This window comes from Geobacillus sp. Manikaran-105, assembly GCF_002809955.1.
Lineage (GTDB): Bacteria > Bacillota > Bacilli > Bacillales > Anoxybacillaceae > Geobacillus > Geobacillus thermophilus.
The window spans coordinates 26,704-44,119 of the sequence record NZ_PIJG01000022.1; the positions used below are offsets into that span (position 1 = coordinate 26,704).

Sequence of the window (17,416 nt, forward strand, 5' to 3'; positions counted from 1 at the left end):
CCGATATTCTCTGTTTTGCCCGGCATACGCCGCTGCTTTAAGGCCGTCTTTTGTTTCCCTTGGCATAGGACGCAAAGCGGAGGGACGGACCCCCGCGCCGTCTGCAAGGGGTTTTATTGAATCGGTTGTTTGCTCGGCATTCCCGGCTTGCGCGGATATCGAGCCGGCGTCTTTTTCGTTTTGCGGACGAAAATGATCGTCCGTTCGCCCTCTTCGAACGGCAGCATGAACGTTTCCACCGCCGCCACCTCCCCGCCAAGCACAGAAATTGCCTTCTCCCCCTCTTTCAGCTCTTCCAGCGCTGAGGCAGCTTTCATCGCAATGAATGTACCGCCTGTCTTCACAAGCGGAAGACAAAGTTCGGCAAGCACCGGCATGCGCGCCACCGCTCTAGCCGTGACGACATCGAACGATTCGCGCATCCCCTTTTGGCGGGCGAACGTCTCAGCGCGATCATGGTACAGCGCTACATCCGCAAGTTCCAGCTCTGCTACGAGATGCTCCAAAAAGCGGATGCGCTTTTGCAGCGAATCGACGATCGAGATGCGCAGCTGCGGAAAACAAATTTTGAGCGGAATGCTCGGAAACCCCGCCCCGGCGCCGACATCGCAAAGCGATATAGGCGCGGAAAAATTGTAATAGAAAGCCGGAGAAACCGAATCAAAAAAATGCTTTACATAGACGCCGGGCTTGTCCGTAATGGCAGTCAAATTCATTTTCTCATTCCATTCCACAAGCAGTTCATAATAGCGCTCAAACTGCGCAAGCGCCCGGGAAGAGAGGGAAATCCCTCTCTCTTCGAGCATGGATTGAAATTGTGTCGCCTCCATATGCCAATCCTTTCCCTCATGATTTATTCATTCGACACGCGCGCAATTCTTCCTTGTTCCAAATACACTAATAATATCGAAATATCGGCGGGATTGACGCCGGAAATGCGCGATGCCTGGGCAATTGAGAGCGGCCGCACTTGCTTCAGTTTTTGCCGCGCCTCGGTCGCCAGCCCTTGGATAGCGTCGTAATCGATATCTTCCGGGATTTTTTTGTTTTCCATTTTTTTGAGCCGCTCGACTTCCTGCAGCGATTTTTGGATGTAGCCTTCGTACTTGATTTGAATTTCGACTTGCTCGGCCACTTCCGGAGCGATGTCCTCGTCCGCCGGCGCCAGTTTTCGAATATGTTCATACGTCATTTCCGGACGCCGGAGCAAATCAGCGGCGCGGATGCCGTCTTTCAGCTCGCTTCCGCCCGCTTCGCGGATGACTTCCTGCACTTTTGGCGTCGGTTTGATGATCACCGTTTGCAGCCGCTTTTTCTCCCGCTCGATCGCCTCTTTTTTCGCCAAAAATTTTTGATACCGCTCTTCGGAAATGAGGCCGATCCGATAGCCGAGCTCGGTCAGGCGCAAATCGGCGTTGTCGTGGCGGAGCAACAACCGATATTCAGCGCGCGAGGTGAGCAAGCGGTACGGCTCGTTCGTCCCTTTCGTCACCAAGTCGTCGATTAAGACGCCGATATAGGCGTCCGAACGGCTTAAAATGATCTCCTCGCGGCCGAGCGCACGGTGGGCGGCGTTAATGCCGGCCATAATGCCTTGGCCCGCCGCTTCTTCATAGCCGGACGTACCGTTGATTTGCCCTGCGGTATACAAGTTTTTCACAAGCTTCGTCTCGAGCGTCGGCCAGAGCTGGGTCGGCACGATCGCATCGTACTCGATCGCATATCCCGCCCGCATGAGCTGCGCTTTCTCAAGCCCCGGAATCGTTTCAAGAAGCTTGCGCTGAATATGTTCCGGCAGGCTCGTTGACAGTCCTTGCACGTACACTTCTTCCGTTTCCCGCCCCTCCGGCTCGAGGAAAATTTGATGGCGCGGCTTGTCGTGGAACCGAACGACTTTATCTTCGATCGATGGGCAATAGCGCGGCCCGGTTCCTTTAATCATGCCGGAGTACATCGGCGACAAATGCAAATTTTCATCGATGATTCGGTGCGTTTCCTCCGTCGTGTACGTCAGCCAGCACGGCAGCTGATCCGTGATGTATGTTGTCGTCTCGTACGAAAACGCCCGCGGCTCTTCGTCGCCCGGCTGAATTTCCGTTTTGCTGTAATCGATCGTCCGGCTGTTGACGCGCGGCGGCGTGCCTGTTTTAAAGCGGACGAGCTTAAACCCAAGCTCCTCTAAATGCTCGGACAGCTTGATCGACGGCTGCTGATTGTTCGGTCCGCTCGAATATTTAATGTCGCCAATGATGATCTCCCCGCGCAAAAACGTCCCGGTTGTGATGACGACCGCCTTGGCGTAATAATGAGCCCCCGTTTGCGTAACGACGCCTTTGCAGACGCCGTCTTCCACGATGAGCCGCTCGACTTTGCCCTGCAGCAGCGTCAAGTTTTCCTGCCTTTCAAGCGTCTTCTTCATTTCCCGCTGGTACAGCACTTTATCAGCCTGGGCCCTCAGCGCGCGCACGGCCGGGCCTTTCCCGGTGTTGAGCATCCGGATTTGAATGTATGTTTTATCGATGTTTCTTCCCATTTCCCCGCCGAGAGCGTCGATTTCACGCACGACGATCCCTTTTGCCGGGCCGCCGATCGACGGGTTGCACGGCATGAACGCAATCATATCAAGGTTAAGGGTGATGACGAGCGTTTTCGCCCCGATGCGCGCGGCCGCCAATGCCGCTTCACAGCCGGCATGGCCGGCGCCGACGACGATGACGTCATACGATCCTCCTTGGTAATCCATGCTTGTTTCCTCCTTGCTTATTTTCCTAAACAAAATTGAGCAAACAGCTGATCAATCAAACTTTCGTGCACTGTATCACCCACGATTTCGCCAAGCAGCTCCCACGCCCGGCGCAAATCGATTTGCACAAGATCGACCGGCATGCCGGCGTCAATGCCGGCCAAGGCATCGTCAATCGCCTGTTTCGCCTGCTCGAGCAAGGCGATATGGCGGGAGTTGGAGACGTATGTTAAATCGCCGGCTTCCAGTTCGCCGCCGAAAAATAAGTCAGCAATCGCCTGTTCCAATTCATCAATTCCTTGTTCGCGCAGCAACGACGTCGCCACGACCGGACGGCCGGCCGCCAGCTCGTTCACGCGCTCCATGTCAATCTGCTTGGGCAAATCGGTCTTATTCACAATGACGATGACATCCATCCCTTCCGTCATCGCAAACAGCCGTTCATCTTCTTCTGTCAGCGGTTCGTGGTAGTTTAAAACGAGCAAAATTAAATCGGCCCGCTTCAACATTTGCCGGGAGCGCTCGACGCCGATTCGTTCGACAACATCTTCCGTTTCCCGGATGCCGGCCGTATCAATCAAGCGGAGCGGCACGCCGCGGACGTTGACATACTCCTCAATGACATCGCGCGTCGTCCCCGGGATATCGGTGACGATCGCCCGATTTTCATGGGCGAGCGCATTTAACAGCGAAGACTTGCCGACGTTCGGCCGTCCGATAATGACCGTGGCCAACCCTTCGCGCAAAATTTTCCCTTGATTGGCGGTCGACAAAAGCTTTTCAATTTGCCGGCGCACATATTGCGCCTTCTCCTTTAGCAGCCGCGGCGTCATCTCCTCGACATCATCGTATTCGGGATAATCGATGTTCACTTCAACATGCGCCAGCGTCTCCAAAATCGTCTGCCGCAGCTCGCGGATGAGCTTGGAAAGGCGCCCCTCCATTTGCTGCAAGGCGACATTCATGGCCCGGTCCGTTTTCGCCCGAATCAAGTCAATGACCGCCTCCGCTTGGGACAAGTCAATGCGCCCGTTTAAAAACGCCCGCTTCGTAAACTCGCCCGGCTCGGCAAGCCGCGCTCCGTTGGCGAGCACTAACTGCAAAACGCGGTTGACGGAAACAAATCCGCCATGGCAGTTAATTTCCACCACGTCCTCGCGTGTAAATGTTTTCGGCGCCCGCATGACCGACACCATCACTTCTTCGACGACCCGGCCGCTTTTCGGGTCGACAATATGCCCGTAATGGATCGTATGCGACGGGACGTCTTTCAGCCGCTTCCCGCTCGGGCTCCGAAACAGCCGGTCAGTGATCTCCACCGCCTCATCTCCGCTCAGCCGGACGATGGCGATCGCCCCCTCGCCCATCGGCGTTGAAATGGCGGCAATCGTATCCAATTGTGTCACCGCTTTTCACCTCGCTTTTCTCCGTTTCTTCTATATCCACAGCCTTTCTCAGCCGCATGCTCCCTGTGCATAGTTGTTTAGTTCAATTTTAACTTATCCACATGTGAATAACAATATGGCACGCTCAGCCCCGCTGTGGAAAAATATATTGCTGGCCCATTTTCGCGCAGCCGCAAATACACAAGCGAAAGAGGGCAAAAAAAGAGGCCTCCTCCACATTCGTTAGAGGGGCGTCCTTTTCGTTGGCGATTTTTTGCTTGTTATCGGGGAAACAACAATAAGGCGGTGCGGGTCAACTCCAACCGAATAGGTAGAGACATGCTTATGGCCGGCCAACGCAGCATGGATGATTTTGCGTTCATGGGCGGGCAACGGCTCCAGCCTCACTTCTTTGCCTGTCCTGACCGCCTGAGCCGCCAGTTTGTGCGCCAGTTCCACAAGCGCCTTTTCCCTTCGTTCGCGATAATGCTCCACGTCAACCGCAATCGACATATATTCCTCCGCATGGCGATTGGCGACAAGCTGCGCCAAAAACTGGAGAGCATTTAAAGTTTGGCCGTGTTTGCCGATCAACAAACCGACCGGCCCCCCATGGATGTGGAGCGTCACTTGCTTGCCGCAGCGGACAGCTTCGACGTCTGCCTCTTCCGCTCCCATATGCGCAATGACTTGCTGCAAGAAGCGCACCGTCTCCTCAACCGGATCCATTTTCAACACCGCTTTGACAACCGCCGGCCGGCCGCCAAACAAGCCAAACCAACCTCTTTTCCCTTCATCGAGCACAACAATAACCGCACGCTCTCGAGGCACGCCAAGCTGCGCGAGCGCCAACTGCACCGCCTCTTCGACTGTCCGGGCAGTCGCGGTCACTTCTTTCACTTTTTCGCTCCTCCTGAATGGGCGGCAATCTCCGGCCCTTTAATGAGATACGTTTGCACAATGGAGAAAATATTTCCGACGACCCAGTAAAGCGACAAAGCAGCTGGGAAGTTGATCGCGAAAATGACGATCATAATCGGCATCATCCAAAGCATCATCGCCATTTGCGGGTTTTGCTGAGCGGAGCCGGCCATCATGATCTTTTGCTGGATAAACGTCGTCACCCCGGCAATGACCGGCAAAATAAAGTACGGATCCTTTTCGCCAAGGTCAAACCATAAAAAATTATGTTGGGCAATTTCCCTTGTCCGCATAATCGCGTGGTAAAAACCGATTAAAATCGGCATTTGGATTAAAATCGGCAAACAGCCGGCCATCGGATTGACCCCGTGCTTTTGGAACAAGAGCATCATTTCCTGCTGGAGCTTTTGCTGTGTCTGAGCGTCTTTCGAACTGTACTTTTTACGCAACGCCTCTATTTCCGGCTGAAGCGCTTGCATCGCTTTGGCATTGCGCGTCTGTTGGATCATCAGCGGCAAAATCAACAAACGGATTAAAATAGTGACGACAATAATCGACAACCCAAAACTTCCGCCGAGCAGCCCGGCCACATATTTGATCAGCCAGGAGAGCGGATAAACGATATACTCGTTCCAAAATCCTTTGCTTTCCGGAGTGATCGGCTGATTGATTTCCGTGCATCCGGCCAGCATGGCAGCCAATGCACCGATCAAAGCAATGAATAGTATTCGCCTTTTCACCTTCTTTTTCCTCCCACATGTACAAGTTCACTGTATGTATTTTATCATCTTTTTCCGCCCTTGTGAGAGCGTTTTTTCAGGCTAAATCCGGCGTTCAGCCTCCTTTTTCAGCCCCCCGGCTTTCCGCAGCACATGGATCAAACTTTTTTTCACTTCCGCGTAGCCCATTTCCGCCGCAGGCTGCCTGGCAATAATGACATAGTCCTTGCCAGGGGCGACCTCTTCTTTCAATTCAAGAAAGCATTGGCGGACGTATCGTTTGATCCGGTTTCTGACAACCGCTTTGCCAAGCTTTTTGCTGACTGACAGCCCAATGCGAAAATAAGGCTGCTCAGGACGGTCAAGCGTGTAGACGACAAACTGGCGGTTCGCCACCGAGACGCCCTGCTGAAACACCTCTTGAAATTCCTCGTTTTTTTTGATGCGATATTTTTTTTTCATGCCCCTAAAACACTCCATTTGCCTAGTTTCCCGCCGCCAAAACATTGAGAAAAAAGACCACTGAAGCTTCAGTGGCCTATTATGCAGACAATACTTTTCTTCCTTTGCGACGGCGGCGCGCCAATACTTTTCTCCCATTTTTCGTGCTCATGCGCGCGCGGAACCCGTGCACTTTGCTGCGCTTCCGTCTATTTGGTTGATACGTCCGTTTCATCTATGACACCTCCCTGAAGGAATAACTGTTACGGGCAGTCTTTCTCATTATATTGAACAATCTCAGCAAATGTCAACCGCCCCTTTCTCTTTTCTTGAGGCGGCCTTGATGTGGATAAATTTTTCTGTCCCCAACCACAATCCACAACATTTATCGACATTTTTTTCACATACGCAACGGTGTGGATAACGTTTTTTTCACAGCCTGTCCGTTTTGTGGATAATCAAAAAATTCCGTTGCAACAAGCCGTTTTATTTGCTATTATTATTGTGTTTTCACTATGGTCGACAATGGATAACTGTGTGGATAAAAAAACATATCCACACTTGTGGATAGTTTGTGGATATGTTTTTTCACATCTTGTTTATAATGTTGTCCACAGTTGGTGGATTTTGTCGAAAAGCCGTCTTTTTTCCTTAATATATCTTTTCCACAAACTTATTTTTTTAAACAAATGATTATCCTCTGAATTAAAAGGGAGGGGCAACGGGTGGAAAATATCCATGATTTATGGGATCGCGTGCTTCAGGAAATTGAACGGAAAATCAGCAAGCCGAGCTTTGAGACTTGGCTCAAGTCAACGAAAGCCCACTCTTTGCGTGGTGACACGCTCGTCATCGTAGCCCCGAACGAGTTTGCTAGAGACTGGCTTGATTCCCGCTATTCCCATTTAATTGGGGAAACGATCTACGCCATTACCGGCGAAGAGCTGGCCGTCAAATTTATCATTCCGCCAAACCAGGCTGACGAAGAACTCGAGTTTCAACCGGCCAAAAAACAGCGGAAGCCGTACGAGGAAGCGAATGATTTCCCGCAAAGCATGTTAAATCCGAAATATACATTCGACACGTTTGTCATCGGCTCCGGCAACCGGTTCGCCCATGCTGCATCACTCGCGGTCGCCGAAGCTCCGGCCAAGGCGTACAACCCGCTTTTCATTTACGGCGGAGTCGGACTTGGAAAAACGCATTTGATGCACGCGATCGGCCATTACGTCATTGAACATAACCCATCCGCGAAAGTTGTCTATTTATCTTCAGAAAAGTTTACAAACGAGTTTATTAACGCCATTCGCGACAACCGCCCGGACGATTTTCGCAACAAGTATCGAAACGTTGACGTTCTGCTGATCGATGATATTCAGTTCTTGGCTGGAAAAGAACAAACGCAGGAGGAATTTTTCCATACGTTTAACACGCTGCATGAAGAAAGCAAGCAAATCGTCATTTCAAGCGACCGGCCGCCTAAAGAAATCCCGACGCTTGAAGACCGCTTGCGTTCGCGCTTTGAGTGGGGGCTGATCACCGACATCACGCCGCCTGATTTGGAAACGCGGATCGCCATCCTCCGAAAAAAAGCGAAAGCGGAAGGGTTTGACATTCCGAACGAAGTGATGCTTTATATCGCCAATCAAATCGATTCGAACATCCGTGAGCTCGAAGGCGCCCTCATCCGCGTCGTCGCCTACTCATCGCTTATCAATAAAGAAATCACGGCTGACCTGGCAGCGGAAGCATTGAAGGATATCATTCCGAGCGCGAAGCCCAAAGTGATCACGATCCAAGACATTCAGCGCGTTGTTGGACAGCATTTCAATATTAAGCTTGAAGACTTTAAGGCAAAAAAACGGACAAAATCGGTCGCGTTCCCCCGGCAAATCGCCATGTATCTCTCCCGCGAACTGACCGACTGTTCGCTGCCAAAAATCGGCGACGAATTTGGCGGCCGCGATCATACGACGGTCATCCACGCCCATGAAAAAATATCAAAGCTTTTGCAAACCGACACGCAGCTGCAGAAACATGTGAAAGAAATCCAAGAAAAGCTGAAGCAACTGTGAATAACCGCCGCTGTCTTACGCACAGCTTATCCACATGTGGGCAAGCTGTGCTTGCTTCGCTTTTCTTGGTTATCCACATACCAACAAGCCATACTACTAGTACTACGGTTTTTATTTTTTATATTTTTATAATTTATTTCCGATCACCATTAAAACGAGGAGGAACAGCAAGTGAACATCTCGATTGACCGTGAAGCGCTGGCAAGAAGCGTCCAAGATGTGATGAAAGCTGTATCGACGAGAACGACGATTCCGATTTTGACAGGGATTAAACTGACAGCGACGGCCCTTGGGGTGACATTGACAGGCAGCGACTCCGATATTTCGATCGAGTCGTTCATTCCGCTTGAAAAAGAAGGTCGGCTGCTCGTTGATGTCAAAAGGCCGGGAAGCATCGTGCTGCAAGCTCGCTTTTTTGCTGAAATTGTCAAAAAGCTGCCGCAGCAAACTGTCGAGATCGAGACGGAAGACAACTTTTTGACTGTCATCCGCTCAGGCCACTCGGAATTCCGTCTCAATGGCTTAAATGCCGACGAATATCCGCGGTTGCCGCAAATTGAGGAAGAAAACGTCTTTCAAATTCCGGCTGATCTATTGAAGACAATCATCCGACAAACTGTTTTTGCTGTTTCAACATCGGAAACGCGCCCCATCTTGACAGGTGTCAACTGGAAAGTGGAGAATAACGAACTCGTCTGCACGGCGACAGACAGCCATCGTTTGGCGATGCGAAAGGTAAAAATTGAAGCAGGACATGCTGTGTCGTACAACGTCGTCATTCCGGGGAAAAGCCTAAACGAGCTGAGCAAAATTTTGGACGACGGCAGCGCTCCGGTCGATATTGTCATAACGGCCAACCAAGTGTTGTTTAAAGCGGAACATCTTCTTTTCTTTTCCCGGCTGCTTGACGGAAACTATCCGGAAACAGCCCGCCTGATTCCGACAGAAAGCAAAACAACGATGACCGTCAATGCGAAAGAGTTTTTGCAAGCGATTGACCGGGCATCACTGCTTGCAAGGGAAGGGAGAAACAATGTCGTGAAACTGACGACGCTCCCGGGAGGGCTGTTGGAAATTTCCTCGGTTTCTCCAGAAATCGGGAAAGTGACGGAACAGTTGCAGGCCGAATCACTTGAAGGGGAAGAGTTAAACATCTCGTTCAGCGCAAAATATATGATGGATGCACTCCGGGCCCTTGATGGCACCGATATTCAAATCAGTTTCACCGGGGCAATGCGCCCGTTCGTGCTGCGTCCGCTTTACACCGACTCGATGCTGCAGCTCATTTTGCCGGTAAGAACATATTGATGTATGTCGGAAACGCATAAAAGGGCGATCCAGTCATGGACGCCGTCCTTTTCGCAATGCCTCCGATGGAGAGGATGGGGACAATTGCGTCCCATTCTCTTCATCGGCTTTCTTTGCGGGCGGGCGATGTTTTCGATAAAATAAAGGAATAGGCGACTTAGAGGAAAGCGAGCGATGAACGGATGGAACAAACGGTGACGATTAAAACGGAAACGATCACGTTAGGACAGCTGTTGAAGCTTGTGCAGTTAATTGATACAGGCGGCGCTGCGAAATGGTTTTTGCAGGAATACAACGTGCTCGTCAATGGCGAAAGAGAGACCCGGCGCGGGCGGAAGTTAAAAGACGGCGACCGGGTGGATGTGGAGCAAATCGGCACGTTTGTCGTTGTACGGGCAGAGTAGGTGAAGATCGGGTGTTTTTAACCGACTTAGTGTTAACGAACTACCGCAACTACGAACATGAAATGGTGAATTTCAGCCAAGGCGTCAACGTCATTCTCGGGGAAAATGCCCAAGGGAAGACAAACATGATGGAGGCCATTTATGTATTGGCCATGGCGAAATCGCACCGCACATCGAACGATAAAGACCTTATCCGTTGGAATGAAGAGTATGCTAAAATAGAAGGAAGAGCGGAAAAACGAAGCGGTTCTCTTGCCCTTGAACTGCTCATCTCAAAAAAAGGGAAAAAAGCGAGATGCAACCATATTGAACAGCGACGGCTCAGCCAATATGTCGGGCAGTTAAATGTCGTCATGTTCGCTCCGGAAGACTTGAATCTGGTCAAAGGAAGTCCGCAAGTGCGGCGGCGGTTTATCGATATGGAAATCGGACAAGTATCCCCCGTTTATATACATGATTTGGGTCAATACCAAAAACTGTTGCAGCAGCGCAACCACTGCTTGAAGATGATGCAGACGCGCGAGAGGGGCAACGAGGCGGTGCTTGACGTATTAACCGAACAGCTCGCCGTGCTGGCGGCGAAGATTACGTTGCGGCGCCGCCAGTTTTTGTCGCTGCTTGAGCAGTGGGCGATGCCGATCCACCGTGAAATCAGCCGCGGAGCTGAACAACTCGGCATTCGGTATGAACCGTCGGTCGACGTATCAGAAAAGGCAGAATTGTCGAGAATAGTAGAAGCATACTGCGAAACGTTCGCTTCCTTGCGAAAACGGGAAATCGAGCGGGGAACGACGCTTGCCGGCCCGCATCGCGATGACATCGCGTTTATCGTCAACGGAAAAAACGTCCAAACGTTCGGTTCCCAAGGGCAACAGCGCACAACCGCGCTGGCGGTGAAACTGGCGGAAATTGAGCTCATCTTTTCCGAGTTAGGTGATTACCCCATTTTGTTGCTCGATGATGTGCTGTCCGAACTTGATGACTTTCGGCAAACCCACCTCTTAGATGCGATCCGAAAAAAAGTGCAAACTTTCGTGACCACAACGAGCATTGACGGCATTAAGCACGATATCATTCAAGAAGCGGCTATTTATCGAGTCCACTCCGGTTCGGTAGCTGCCCCTTCTTGACCGCAAAACGTTGAACGTTTGCAAAGAAAGCGTAGGTGATCTGGCATGACAATGGAACAACGGGTTGAGCGAGCGTACGACGCGAGCCAAATCCAAGTGCTCGAAGGCCTTGAAGCAGTTCGAAAGCGCCCGGGGATGTACATCGGCTCGACGGGGCCTAAAGGGCTGCACCACCTCGTTTGGGAAATCGTCGACAACAGCATTGACGAAGCATTAGCCGGCTATTGCACGGAAATTCATGTGACGATCGGAAAGGATAACAGCATCACGGTCGCTGACAACGGGCGCGGCATTCCAGTCGATGTGCATGAGGCAACCGGACGGCCGGCTGTTGAGGTCATCATGACCGTTCTGCACGCCGGCGGGAAGTTCGGCGGCGGCGGTTATAAAGTATCCGGCGGCTTGCACGGCGTCGGCGCCTCGGTCGTCAACGCCTTGTCGGAATGGCTGGAAGTTTACGTATACCGAGATGGGAAAATCCATTATCAAAAATACGAGCGGGGCGAGCCGTGCACCGATCTGCAAGTCATCGGCGAGACGGACCGAACCGGGACGACGACCCGCTTTAAGCCGGATCCGGAAATTTTTACAGAAACGACCGAGTTTGATTACGAAACGTTGGCCGCCCGGCTGCGCGAGCTCGCCTTTTTGAACCGCGGCTTGAAAATCACCTTGACGGATGAACGGGTTGACAACCGGAAAAGTGAATACTTTTATGAAGGCGGCATCCGCTCTTACGTCCGCCATTTGAATCGGACGCGGGAAGTGTTGCACGAAGAGCCGATTTACATTGCCGGCGAGCGCGACGGCATCGCTGTCGAAATCGCCTTGCAGTACAACGACGGCTATACGAGCAACATTTATTCATTCGTGAATAATATCCATACGCACGAAGGCGGCACGCATGAATCCGGCTTTAAAATGGCGTTGACGCGCATCATCAATGACTACGCCCGCAAACAGCAAATTTTCAAGGACAATGATGCCAATTTGACGGGGGAAGATGTGCGGGAAGGGCTGACGGCCATTGTGTCAATCAAACACCCCTCCCCGCAATTTGAGGGGCAGACGAAAACAAAGCTCGGCAACAGCGATGCGCGCACGGTGACGGACGCTGTCTTTTCTGAACAATTTGAAACGTTTTTGCTCGAACACCCGACCATTGCCCGAAAAATTGTCGAAAAAGGGATGATGGCCGCCCGCGCCCGCCTGGCGGCCAAAAAGGCGCGCGAACTGACGCGGCGCAAAAGCGCGCTTGAAGTCTCCAATTTGCCGGGCAAACTTGCCGACTGCTCGTCAAGAGATCCGTCGATCAGCGAGCTGTATATCGTGGAGGGGGATTCGGCGGGCGGTTCAGCGAAACAAGGGCGCGACCGCCATTTCCAGGCAATTTTGCCGTTACGTGGGAAAATTCTCAACGTTGAGAAGGCAAGAATCGACAAAATCTTGTCCAACAACGAAGTGCGAGCGATCATCACCGCTCTTGGCACCGGCATTGGCGAAGAGTTCGACATCTCAAAGGCGCGTTATCATAAAGTCATCATTATGACCGATGCGGACGTCGACGGCGCTCATATCCGCACGCTTCTTTTGACATTCTTTTATCGCTACATGCGTCAATTTATCGAGCACGGCTATGTGTACATCGCCCAACCGCCCCTGTATAAAATCGAACAAGGAAAACAAGTGCGCTACGCTTACAACGACCGCCAGCTCGAAAAAATTCTTGCTGAGCTGCCGGAACAACCGAAGCCGACAATCCAACGCTACAAAGGGTTGGGCGAGATGAACCCAGAGCAACTTTGGGAGACGACGATGAACCCGGAAAAGCGAACATTGCTTCAAGTCAGCTTGCAAGATGCCATTGACGCAGATGAAACGTTTGAAATTTTAATGGGCGACAAAGTCGAGCCACGCCGCCAATTTATCGAAGAAAACGCCCGTTATGTGAAAAACTTGGACATTTAGGATGAAAAGAGAGGGATGGGGCCGCCCTCCTCGCTTCTTTTTGCCGACGGGGCCAACCGGGGCGCAAACGAAGCGGCGCCCGCCGTCCGCCTATGTCTGCTCCCTGTAAAGGCAGACCGGGCCGAAGAAGGCTCAAAAGGGAGGTTTATATGAATGGCAGAACATGAACAATCGCGCATTCGCGAAGTCAATATCAGCCAGGAAATGCGCTCGTCGTTCCTTGACTACGCCATGAGCGTCATCGTTTCCCGCGCCTTGCCGGATGTGCGCGATGGGCTGAAACCGGTGCACCGCCGCATTTTATATGCCATGCATGACCTCGGCATGACCGCTGATAAACCGTATAAAAAGTCAGCCCGCATCGTCGGCGAAGTGATCGGGAAATACCACCCGCACGGCGACGCCGCCGTGTATGATACGATGGTGCGCATGGCGCAAGACTTCAACTACCGGTACATGCTCGTTGACGGGCACGGCAACTTCGGGTCGATCGACGGCGATGCAGCAGCGGCCATGCGTTACACGGAAGCCCGCATGTCGAAAATCGCCATGGAGCTGTTGCGCGACATCAATAAAGACACGATCGATTACCAAGATAACTACGACGGTTCAGAAAAAGAACCGGTTGTGCTGCCGTCACGGTTTCCAAACTTGCTTGTCAATGGTTCGTCAGGCATTGCCGTTGGGATGGCGACGAACATCCCTCCGCATCAGCTTGGCGAGGTCATCGATGCGCTGTTGGCGTTAAGCCGAAACCCGGAGATGACCGTTGCCGACTTGATGGAATACATTCCTGGTCCGGATTTCCCGACGGCCGGGCAAATCATCGGCCGCAGCGGCATCCGCAAGGCGTACGAAACGGGACGGGGATCCATTACGTTGCGCGCCAAGGCTGAAATTGAGCAGCATGCCAATGGCAAGGAAACGATTATTGTAAGCGAACTCCCCTATCAAGTGAACAAAGCAAAGCTGATTGAACGGATCGCCGAATTGGTGCGCGAGAGAAAAATCGACGGCATCACCGATTTGCGCGATGAATCGGACCGGAGCGGAATGCGCATCGTTATTGAAGTGCGGCGCGATGCGAACGCGAAGGTCGTGTTAAACAACTTATACAAACATACCGCCTTGCAGACGAGTTTTGGAATCAACATGCTCGCCTTGGTGGATGGCGAGCCGAAAGTGTTGAACTTAAAAGAATGTTTGGAGCACTATTTGAACCACCAGAAAACGGTCATCCGCCGGCGAACTGCCTTTGAGCTGAAAAAAGCTGAAGCGCGCGCCCATATTCTTGAAGGCTTGCGCATTGCCCTTGACCATTTGGATGAAGTGATCGACCTCATCCGTCGTTCGCGAACGACAGAAATAGCGCGCGAAGGGTTGATGGAGCGGTTTTCGCTCAGCGAACGGCAGGCGCAGGCGATCCTAGATATGCGCCTGCAACGGCTGACCGGCCTCGAGCGGGAAAAAATTGAACAGGAGTATCAAGAGCTTCTCCGCCTCATCGCTGAGTTGAAAGCGGTGTTGGCTGACGAAGAGAAAGTATTGCAGATCATTCGCGATGAGCTGGCCGAAATCAAAGAGCGGTTTAACGACGAGCGGCGCACAGAGATCATTGCGGGGGCTGTCGAACAGTTTGACGACGAAGACTTAATCCCGCACGAACATGTCGTCATTACGCTCACCCATAAAGGATATATTAAGCGCCTGCCGTTATCGACGTATCGAAGCCAGAAACGCGGCGGCCGGGGCGTGCAAGGCATGCATACCGCCGAGGATGACTTTGTCGAACATTTGCTCGTCACTTCTACTCATGACAACGTGCTGTTTTTCACAAATAAAGGGAAAGTATACCGGGCGAAAGGCTATGAAATTCCGGAATTCGGCCGCACCGCCAAAGGGCTGCCGATCATCAACTTGCTTGAGCTCGACAAGGATGAATGGATCAACGCCATGATCCCCATTGAAAATGAGTTTGATAATGAGCTTTATCTCGTGTTTGCGACAAAGCAAGGGATCGCCAAGCGCTCTCCGCTCTCAGCTTTCGCCCACATCCGCAACAATGGGCTCATCGCCATTCACTTGCGCGAGGGGGATGAGCTGATTTCCGTCAAGTTGACGGACGGTAAAAAACATTTGATTATCGGCACGAAAAGAGGGATGCTCATCCGTTTTCCAGAAACGGATGTGCGGACAATGGGACGCAGTGCGACGGGGGTCAAGGCCATCTCACTCGATGACGGCGATGAAGTCGTTGGCATGGAAATCTTGGAAGACCATCATGATGTTCTTGTTGTGACGAAAAAAGGGTTTGGCAAACGCACCCCAGCTTCGGAGTATCGCGTGCAAAGCCGGGGCGGCAAAGGGTTGAAAACGTGCAATGTCACGGAACGGAACGGCCCTGTTGTTGCAGTGACAACAGTCGTCGGCAATGAAGATTTAATGGTCATTACGACAGGCGGCGTGCTGATCCGCATCGCTGTCAGCGATATTTCCAGGACAGGGAGAATTGCCCAAGGCGTCAAGCTCATTCGCCTCTCGGGCGAAGACGAACATGAGTGTGTAGCGACAGTTGCCAAAGTGCCAGAGGAAGAAAAAGAAGAGAAAGAGGAAGAAGGGCATCCCGCTTAATTGAATGGCGTTCCGCCTGCAGGTGCGGGGCGCCCTTTCGTTTGAAAATGCGTGCGTCTGTTTTTACGGCGAATCGGAAAGCGAAACGCGCTTATTGGGCTTTCCGATTGCGAAAGTGCTGTTATTGCAGCCTAAATCGTGCTACGATAAAAACAAAAAGACGGGGGGCTACATGGATGGTTCGCGTGAAGCGCTCCCAGCTTCGCGAAGGCTGTGTGCTTGCTGAAGATGTAATCGGCAAAACGAAACGGCCGATTATGACAAAAAACACTATTATTACAACACCGTTGTTGCAAGTGCTTGAAAAATTTCTTGTAGAGGAAGTGGAGATTGAGCCGTTTCTCGCAAACGGCGAACCATTTTCGCCGGGGGATTCGGCCGCGGCGGAGGATCAACGGCCGCTCTCTTTATATTTAGAGACCGTCCGCCAATACAAGACATGGTTTCAATCTTGGCGGTCCGGCTTGCCGGTCGACATCAATGAAATAAGGGAAGCTGTCATTCCCCTTTTTGAACACATGACAGGCTGCAAGCGGGAATTGCTTGCGTTGCACCATTATGCGACAAAAGAGGAATATTTATATCATCACGCCGTCAGTGTAGGATTGCTCGCCGGCTTTTTAGCCATGGAGCTCGGGTATAGCCGCGGGGAATGCCACCAAGTCGTTTTAGCCGGCGTCTTGTCCGACTGCGGCATGGCAAAAATGAGCAAACAAATTTTAACGAAGCCGTCGGCGCTCACTGAAGTGGAGTTCCGCGAAGTGAAGCAACATCCGATTCTCGGCTACCGCATGGTGCAGAAGATCACAGCGTTAAGCCATGGAGCGAAGCTAGCCGTTTTGCAACATCATGAGCGAAACGACGGCAGCGGCTATCCACTCAAGTTAAAAGCGAAAAAAATTCACCCCTACAGCCAACTCGTCGCAACAGCGGATGTGTACCACGCCATGACGTCAGAGCGCTTGTATCGGCGCAAACAGCCGCCGCTTCGGGCCATTGAAACGATGTTGCGGCAGCAAGCCGGCAGATTGAGCGCAGACGCCGTCGCTGTACTGTTGAACCGTCTCGTCGGCCTGCAAACAGGAGCCGTCGTCAAACTATCCAACGGTGAGACAGCCGAAGTCATGTTGATTCAGCCAGACGAGCCAACCCGGCCGGTTGTCAAAGCAGCGAGGACGGGACGATTGCTTCTGTTAAGCACTCAACATGATATATATATTGAGGAGGTTTTGCGTGCACCAATGGATGAATAGTCGACCGAAAAGGCCGGTGAAAAACAATCATTTTCTCTTGCTGCTGTTGTTCATCGCCGAAAGAGGAAGCGGATTTCAGCAGGTTTCTCAGCTTGAGAATAACGCATTTCGCATTGTTTTTTGAATTAAATTGCCAACCGTCCAAAAAATACCGTTGCATAAACAACATCAACATGATACAATCAACTTTGCTTGCGCCGGCAACAACGAAATAAAAAAACTATTGACTTTTCATCGCCCATCAGTTATTATGTAATAGCTGTCATCATTAAAGTAAAGATCAAGCTCCTTGAAAACTAAACAAAACGCAAGCGTCATGAAAAAAACTTCGGCCGCATTGGCCGAAGCAAAAGCCAATCAACTTTCTTTGGAGAGTTTGATCCTGGCTCAGGACGAACGCTGGCGGCGTGCCTAATACATGCAAGTCGAGCGGACCGG

Annotated in this window: 15 protein-coding genes and 1 rRNA gene; 9 read left to right on the top strand and 7 right to left on the bottom strand. The window is 51.7% G+C overall.

The annotated features are described in order from the left end of the window. Positions 1–113 precede the first annotated feature (113 nt). From rsmG to rpmH, 7 genes are all read right to left on the bottom strand, one after another. Positions 114–830: a 16S rRNA (guanine(527)-N(7))-methyltransferase RsmG gene (rsmG, locus tag CV945_RS08150; RefSeq protein ID WP_100659537.1), complete on the bottom strand. Its 717-nt coding sequence runs from the start codon at positions 828–830 to the stop codon at positions 114–116. A gap of 23 nt (positions 831–853) precedes the next feature. Then, positions 854–2,743: a tRNA uridine-5-carboxymethylaminomethyl(34) synthesis enzyme MnmG gene (gene mnmG / locus CV945_RS08155; protein ID WP_033010846.1), complete on the bottom strand. Its 1,890-nt coding sequence runs from the start codon at positions 2,741–2,743 to the stop codon at positions 854–856. 17 nt (positions 2,744–2,760) lie between these two features. Then, positions 2,761–4,149 (bottom strand): tRNA uridine-5-carboxymethylaminomethyl(34) synthesis GTPase MnmE, encoded by a 1,389-nt coding sequence (mnmE, locus tag CV945_RS08160; protein ID WP_100659538.1) that lies wholly within the window; start codon positions 4,147–4,149, stop codon positions 2,761–2,763. A 222-nt stretch (positions 4,150–4,371) separates the two neighbouring features. Beyond that, the gene (gene jag / locus CV945_RS08165) at positions 4,372–5,028 is read right to left on the bottom strand and encodes an RNA-binding cell elongation regulator Jag/EloR (RefSeq protein ID WP_100659539.1); all 657 of its coding nucleotides are present in this window, start codon (positions 5,026–5,028) and stop codon (positions 4,372–4,374) included. Further along, the gene (gene spoIIIJ / locus CV945_RS08170) at positions 5,025–5,789 is read right to left on the bottom strand and encodes a YidC family membrane integrase SpoIIIJ (RefSeq protein ID WP_049624132.1); all 765 of its coding nucleotides are present in this window, start codon (positions 5,787–5,789) and stop codon (positions 5,025–5,027) included. The genes jag and spoIIIJ overlap by 4 nt, the downstream gene beginning before the upstream one ends. A gap of 81 nt (positions 5,790–5,870) precedes the next feature. Beyond that, on the bottom strand, positions 5,871–6,230 hold the full coding sequence (rnpA, locus tag CV945_RS08175; RefSeq protein WP_033014243.1) for a ribonuclease P protein component: 360 nt from the start codon (positions 6,228–6,230) through the stop codon (positions 5,871–5,873). A gap of 79 nt (positions 6,231–6,309) precedes the next feature. After that, a complete protein-coding gene (rpmH, locus tag CV945_RS08180; protein ID WP_020961658.1) occupies positions 6,310–6,444 on the bottom strand; it encodes a 50S ribosomal protein L34 in 135 nt (44 codons plus the stop codon). 490 nt (positions 6,445–6,934) lie between these two features. On the opposite strand from rpmH, the gene dnaA reads away from it, so the two are divergent. The 9 genes from dnaA to CV945_RS08220 all read left to right on the top strand — a co-directional run. Then, complete coding sequence (dnaA, locus tag CV945_RS08185; protein ID WP_033027785.1) at positions 6,935–8,284, top strand: chromosomal replication initiator protein DnaA; 1,350 nt, start codon at positions 6,935–6,937, stop codon at positions 8,282–8,284. A 171-nt stretch (positions 8,285–8,455) separates the two neighbouring features. After that, a complete protein-coding gene (gene dnaN / locus CV945_RS08190) occupies positions 8,456–9,592 on the top strand; it encodes a DNA polymerase III subunit beta (protein WP_033011986.1) in 1,137 nt (378 codons plus the stop codon). Between the two features lie 182 nt (positions 9,593–9,774). Beyond that, positions 9,775–9,996, top strand: a complete 222-nt coding sequence (gene yaaA / locus CV945_RS08195; protein ID WP_033011987.1) for a S4 domain-containing protein YaaA — start codon at positions 9,775–9,777, stop codon at positions 9,994–9,996. An 11-nt stretch (positions 9,997–10,007) separates the two neighbouring features. Then, positions 10,008–11,126, top strand: coding sequence for a DNA replication/repair protein RecF (gene recF / locus CV945_RS08200; protein WP_033011988.1), 1,119 nt, complete (start codon positions 10,008–10,010; stop codon positions 11,124–11,126). A 45-nt stretch (positions 11,127–11,171) separates the two neighbouring features. Further along, positions 11,172–13,094 carry a DNA topoisomerase (ATP-hydrolyzing) subunit B gene (gene gyrB, locus CV945_RS08205; protein ID WP_033011989.1) on the top strand — a complete coding sequence of 641 codons (1,923 nt, stop codon included), beginning with the start codon at positions 11,172–11,174 and terminating at the stop codon, positions 13,092–13,094. Between the two features lie 153 nt (positions 13,095–13,247). Further along, positions 13,248–15,725 carry a DNA gyrase subunit A gene (gene gyrA / locus CV945_RS08210; protein ID WP_047817614.1) on the top strand — a complete coding sequence of 826 codons (2,478 nt, stop codon included), beginning with the start codon at positions 13,248–13,250 and terminating at the stop codon, positions 15,723–15,725. A 176-nt stretch (positions 15,726–15,901) separates the two neighbouring features. Continuing rightward, complete coding sequence (locus CV945_RS08215) at positions 15,902–16,978, top strand: HD-GYP domain-containing protein (protein ID WP_047817615.1); 1,077 nt, start codon at positions 15,902–15,904, stop codon at positions 16,976–16,978. Beyond that, a complete protein-coding gene (locus CV945_RS17040; protein ID WP_155734064.1) occupies positions 16,959–17,102 on the top strand; it encodes a hypothetical protein in 144 nt (47 codons plus the stop codon). Before CV945_RS08215 ends, CV945_RS17040 begins: the two co-directional genes overlap by 20 nt. Before the next feature lie 240 nt (positions 17,103–17,342). Continuing rightward, a 16S ribosomal RNA gene (locus tag CV945_RS08220) occupies positions 17,343–17,416 on the top strand; the annotation flags it as partial.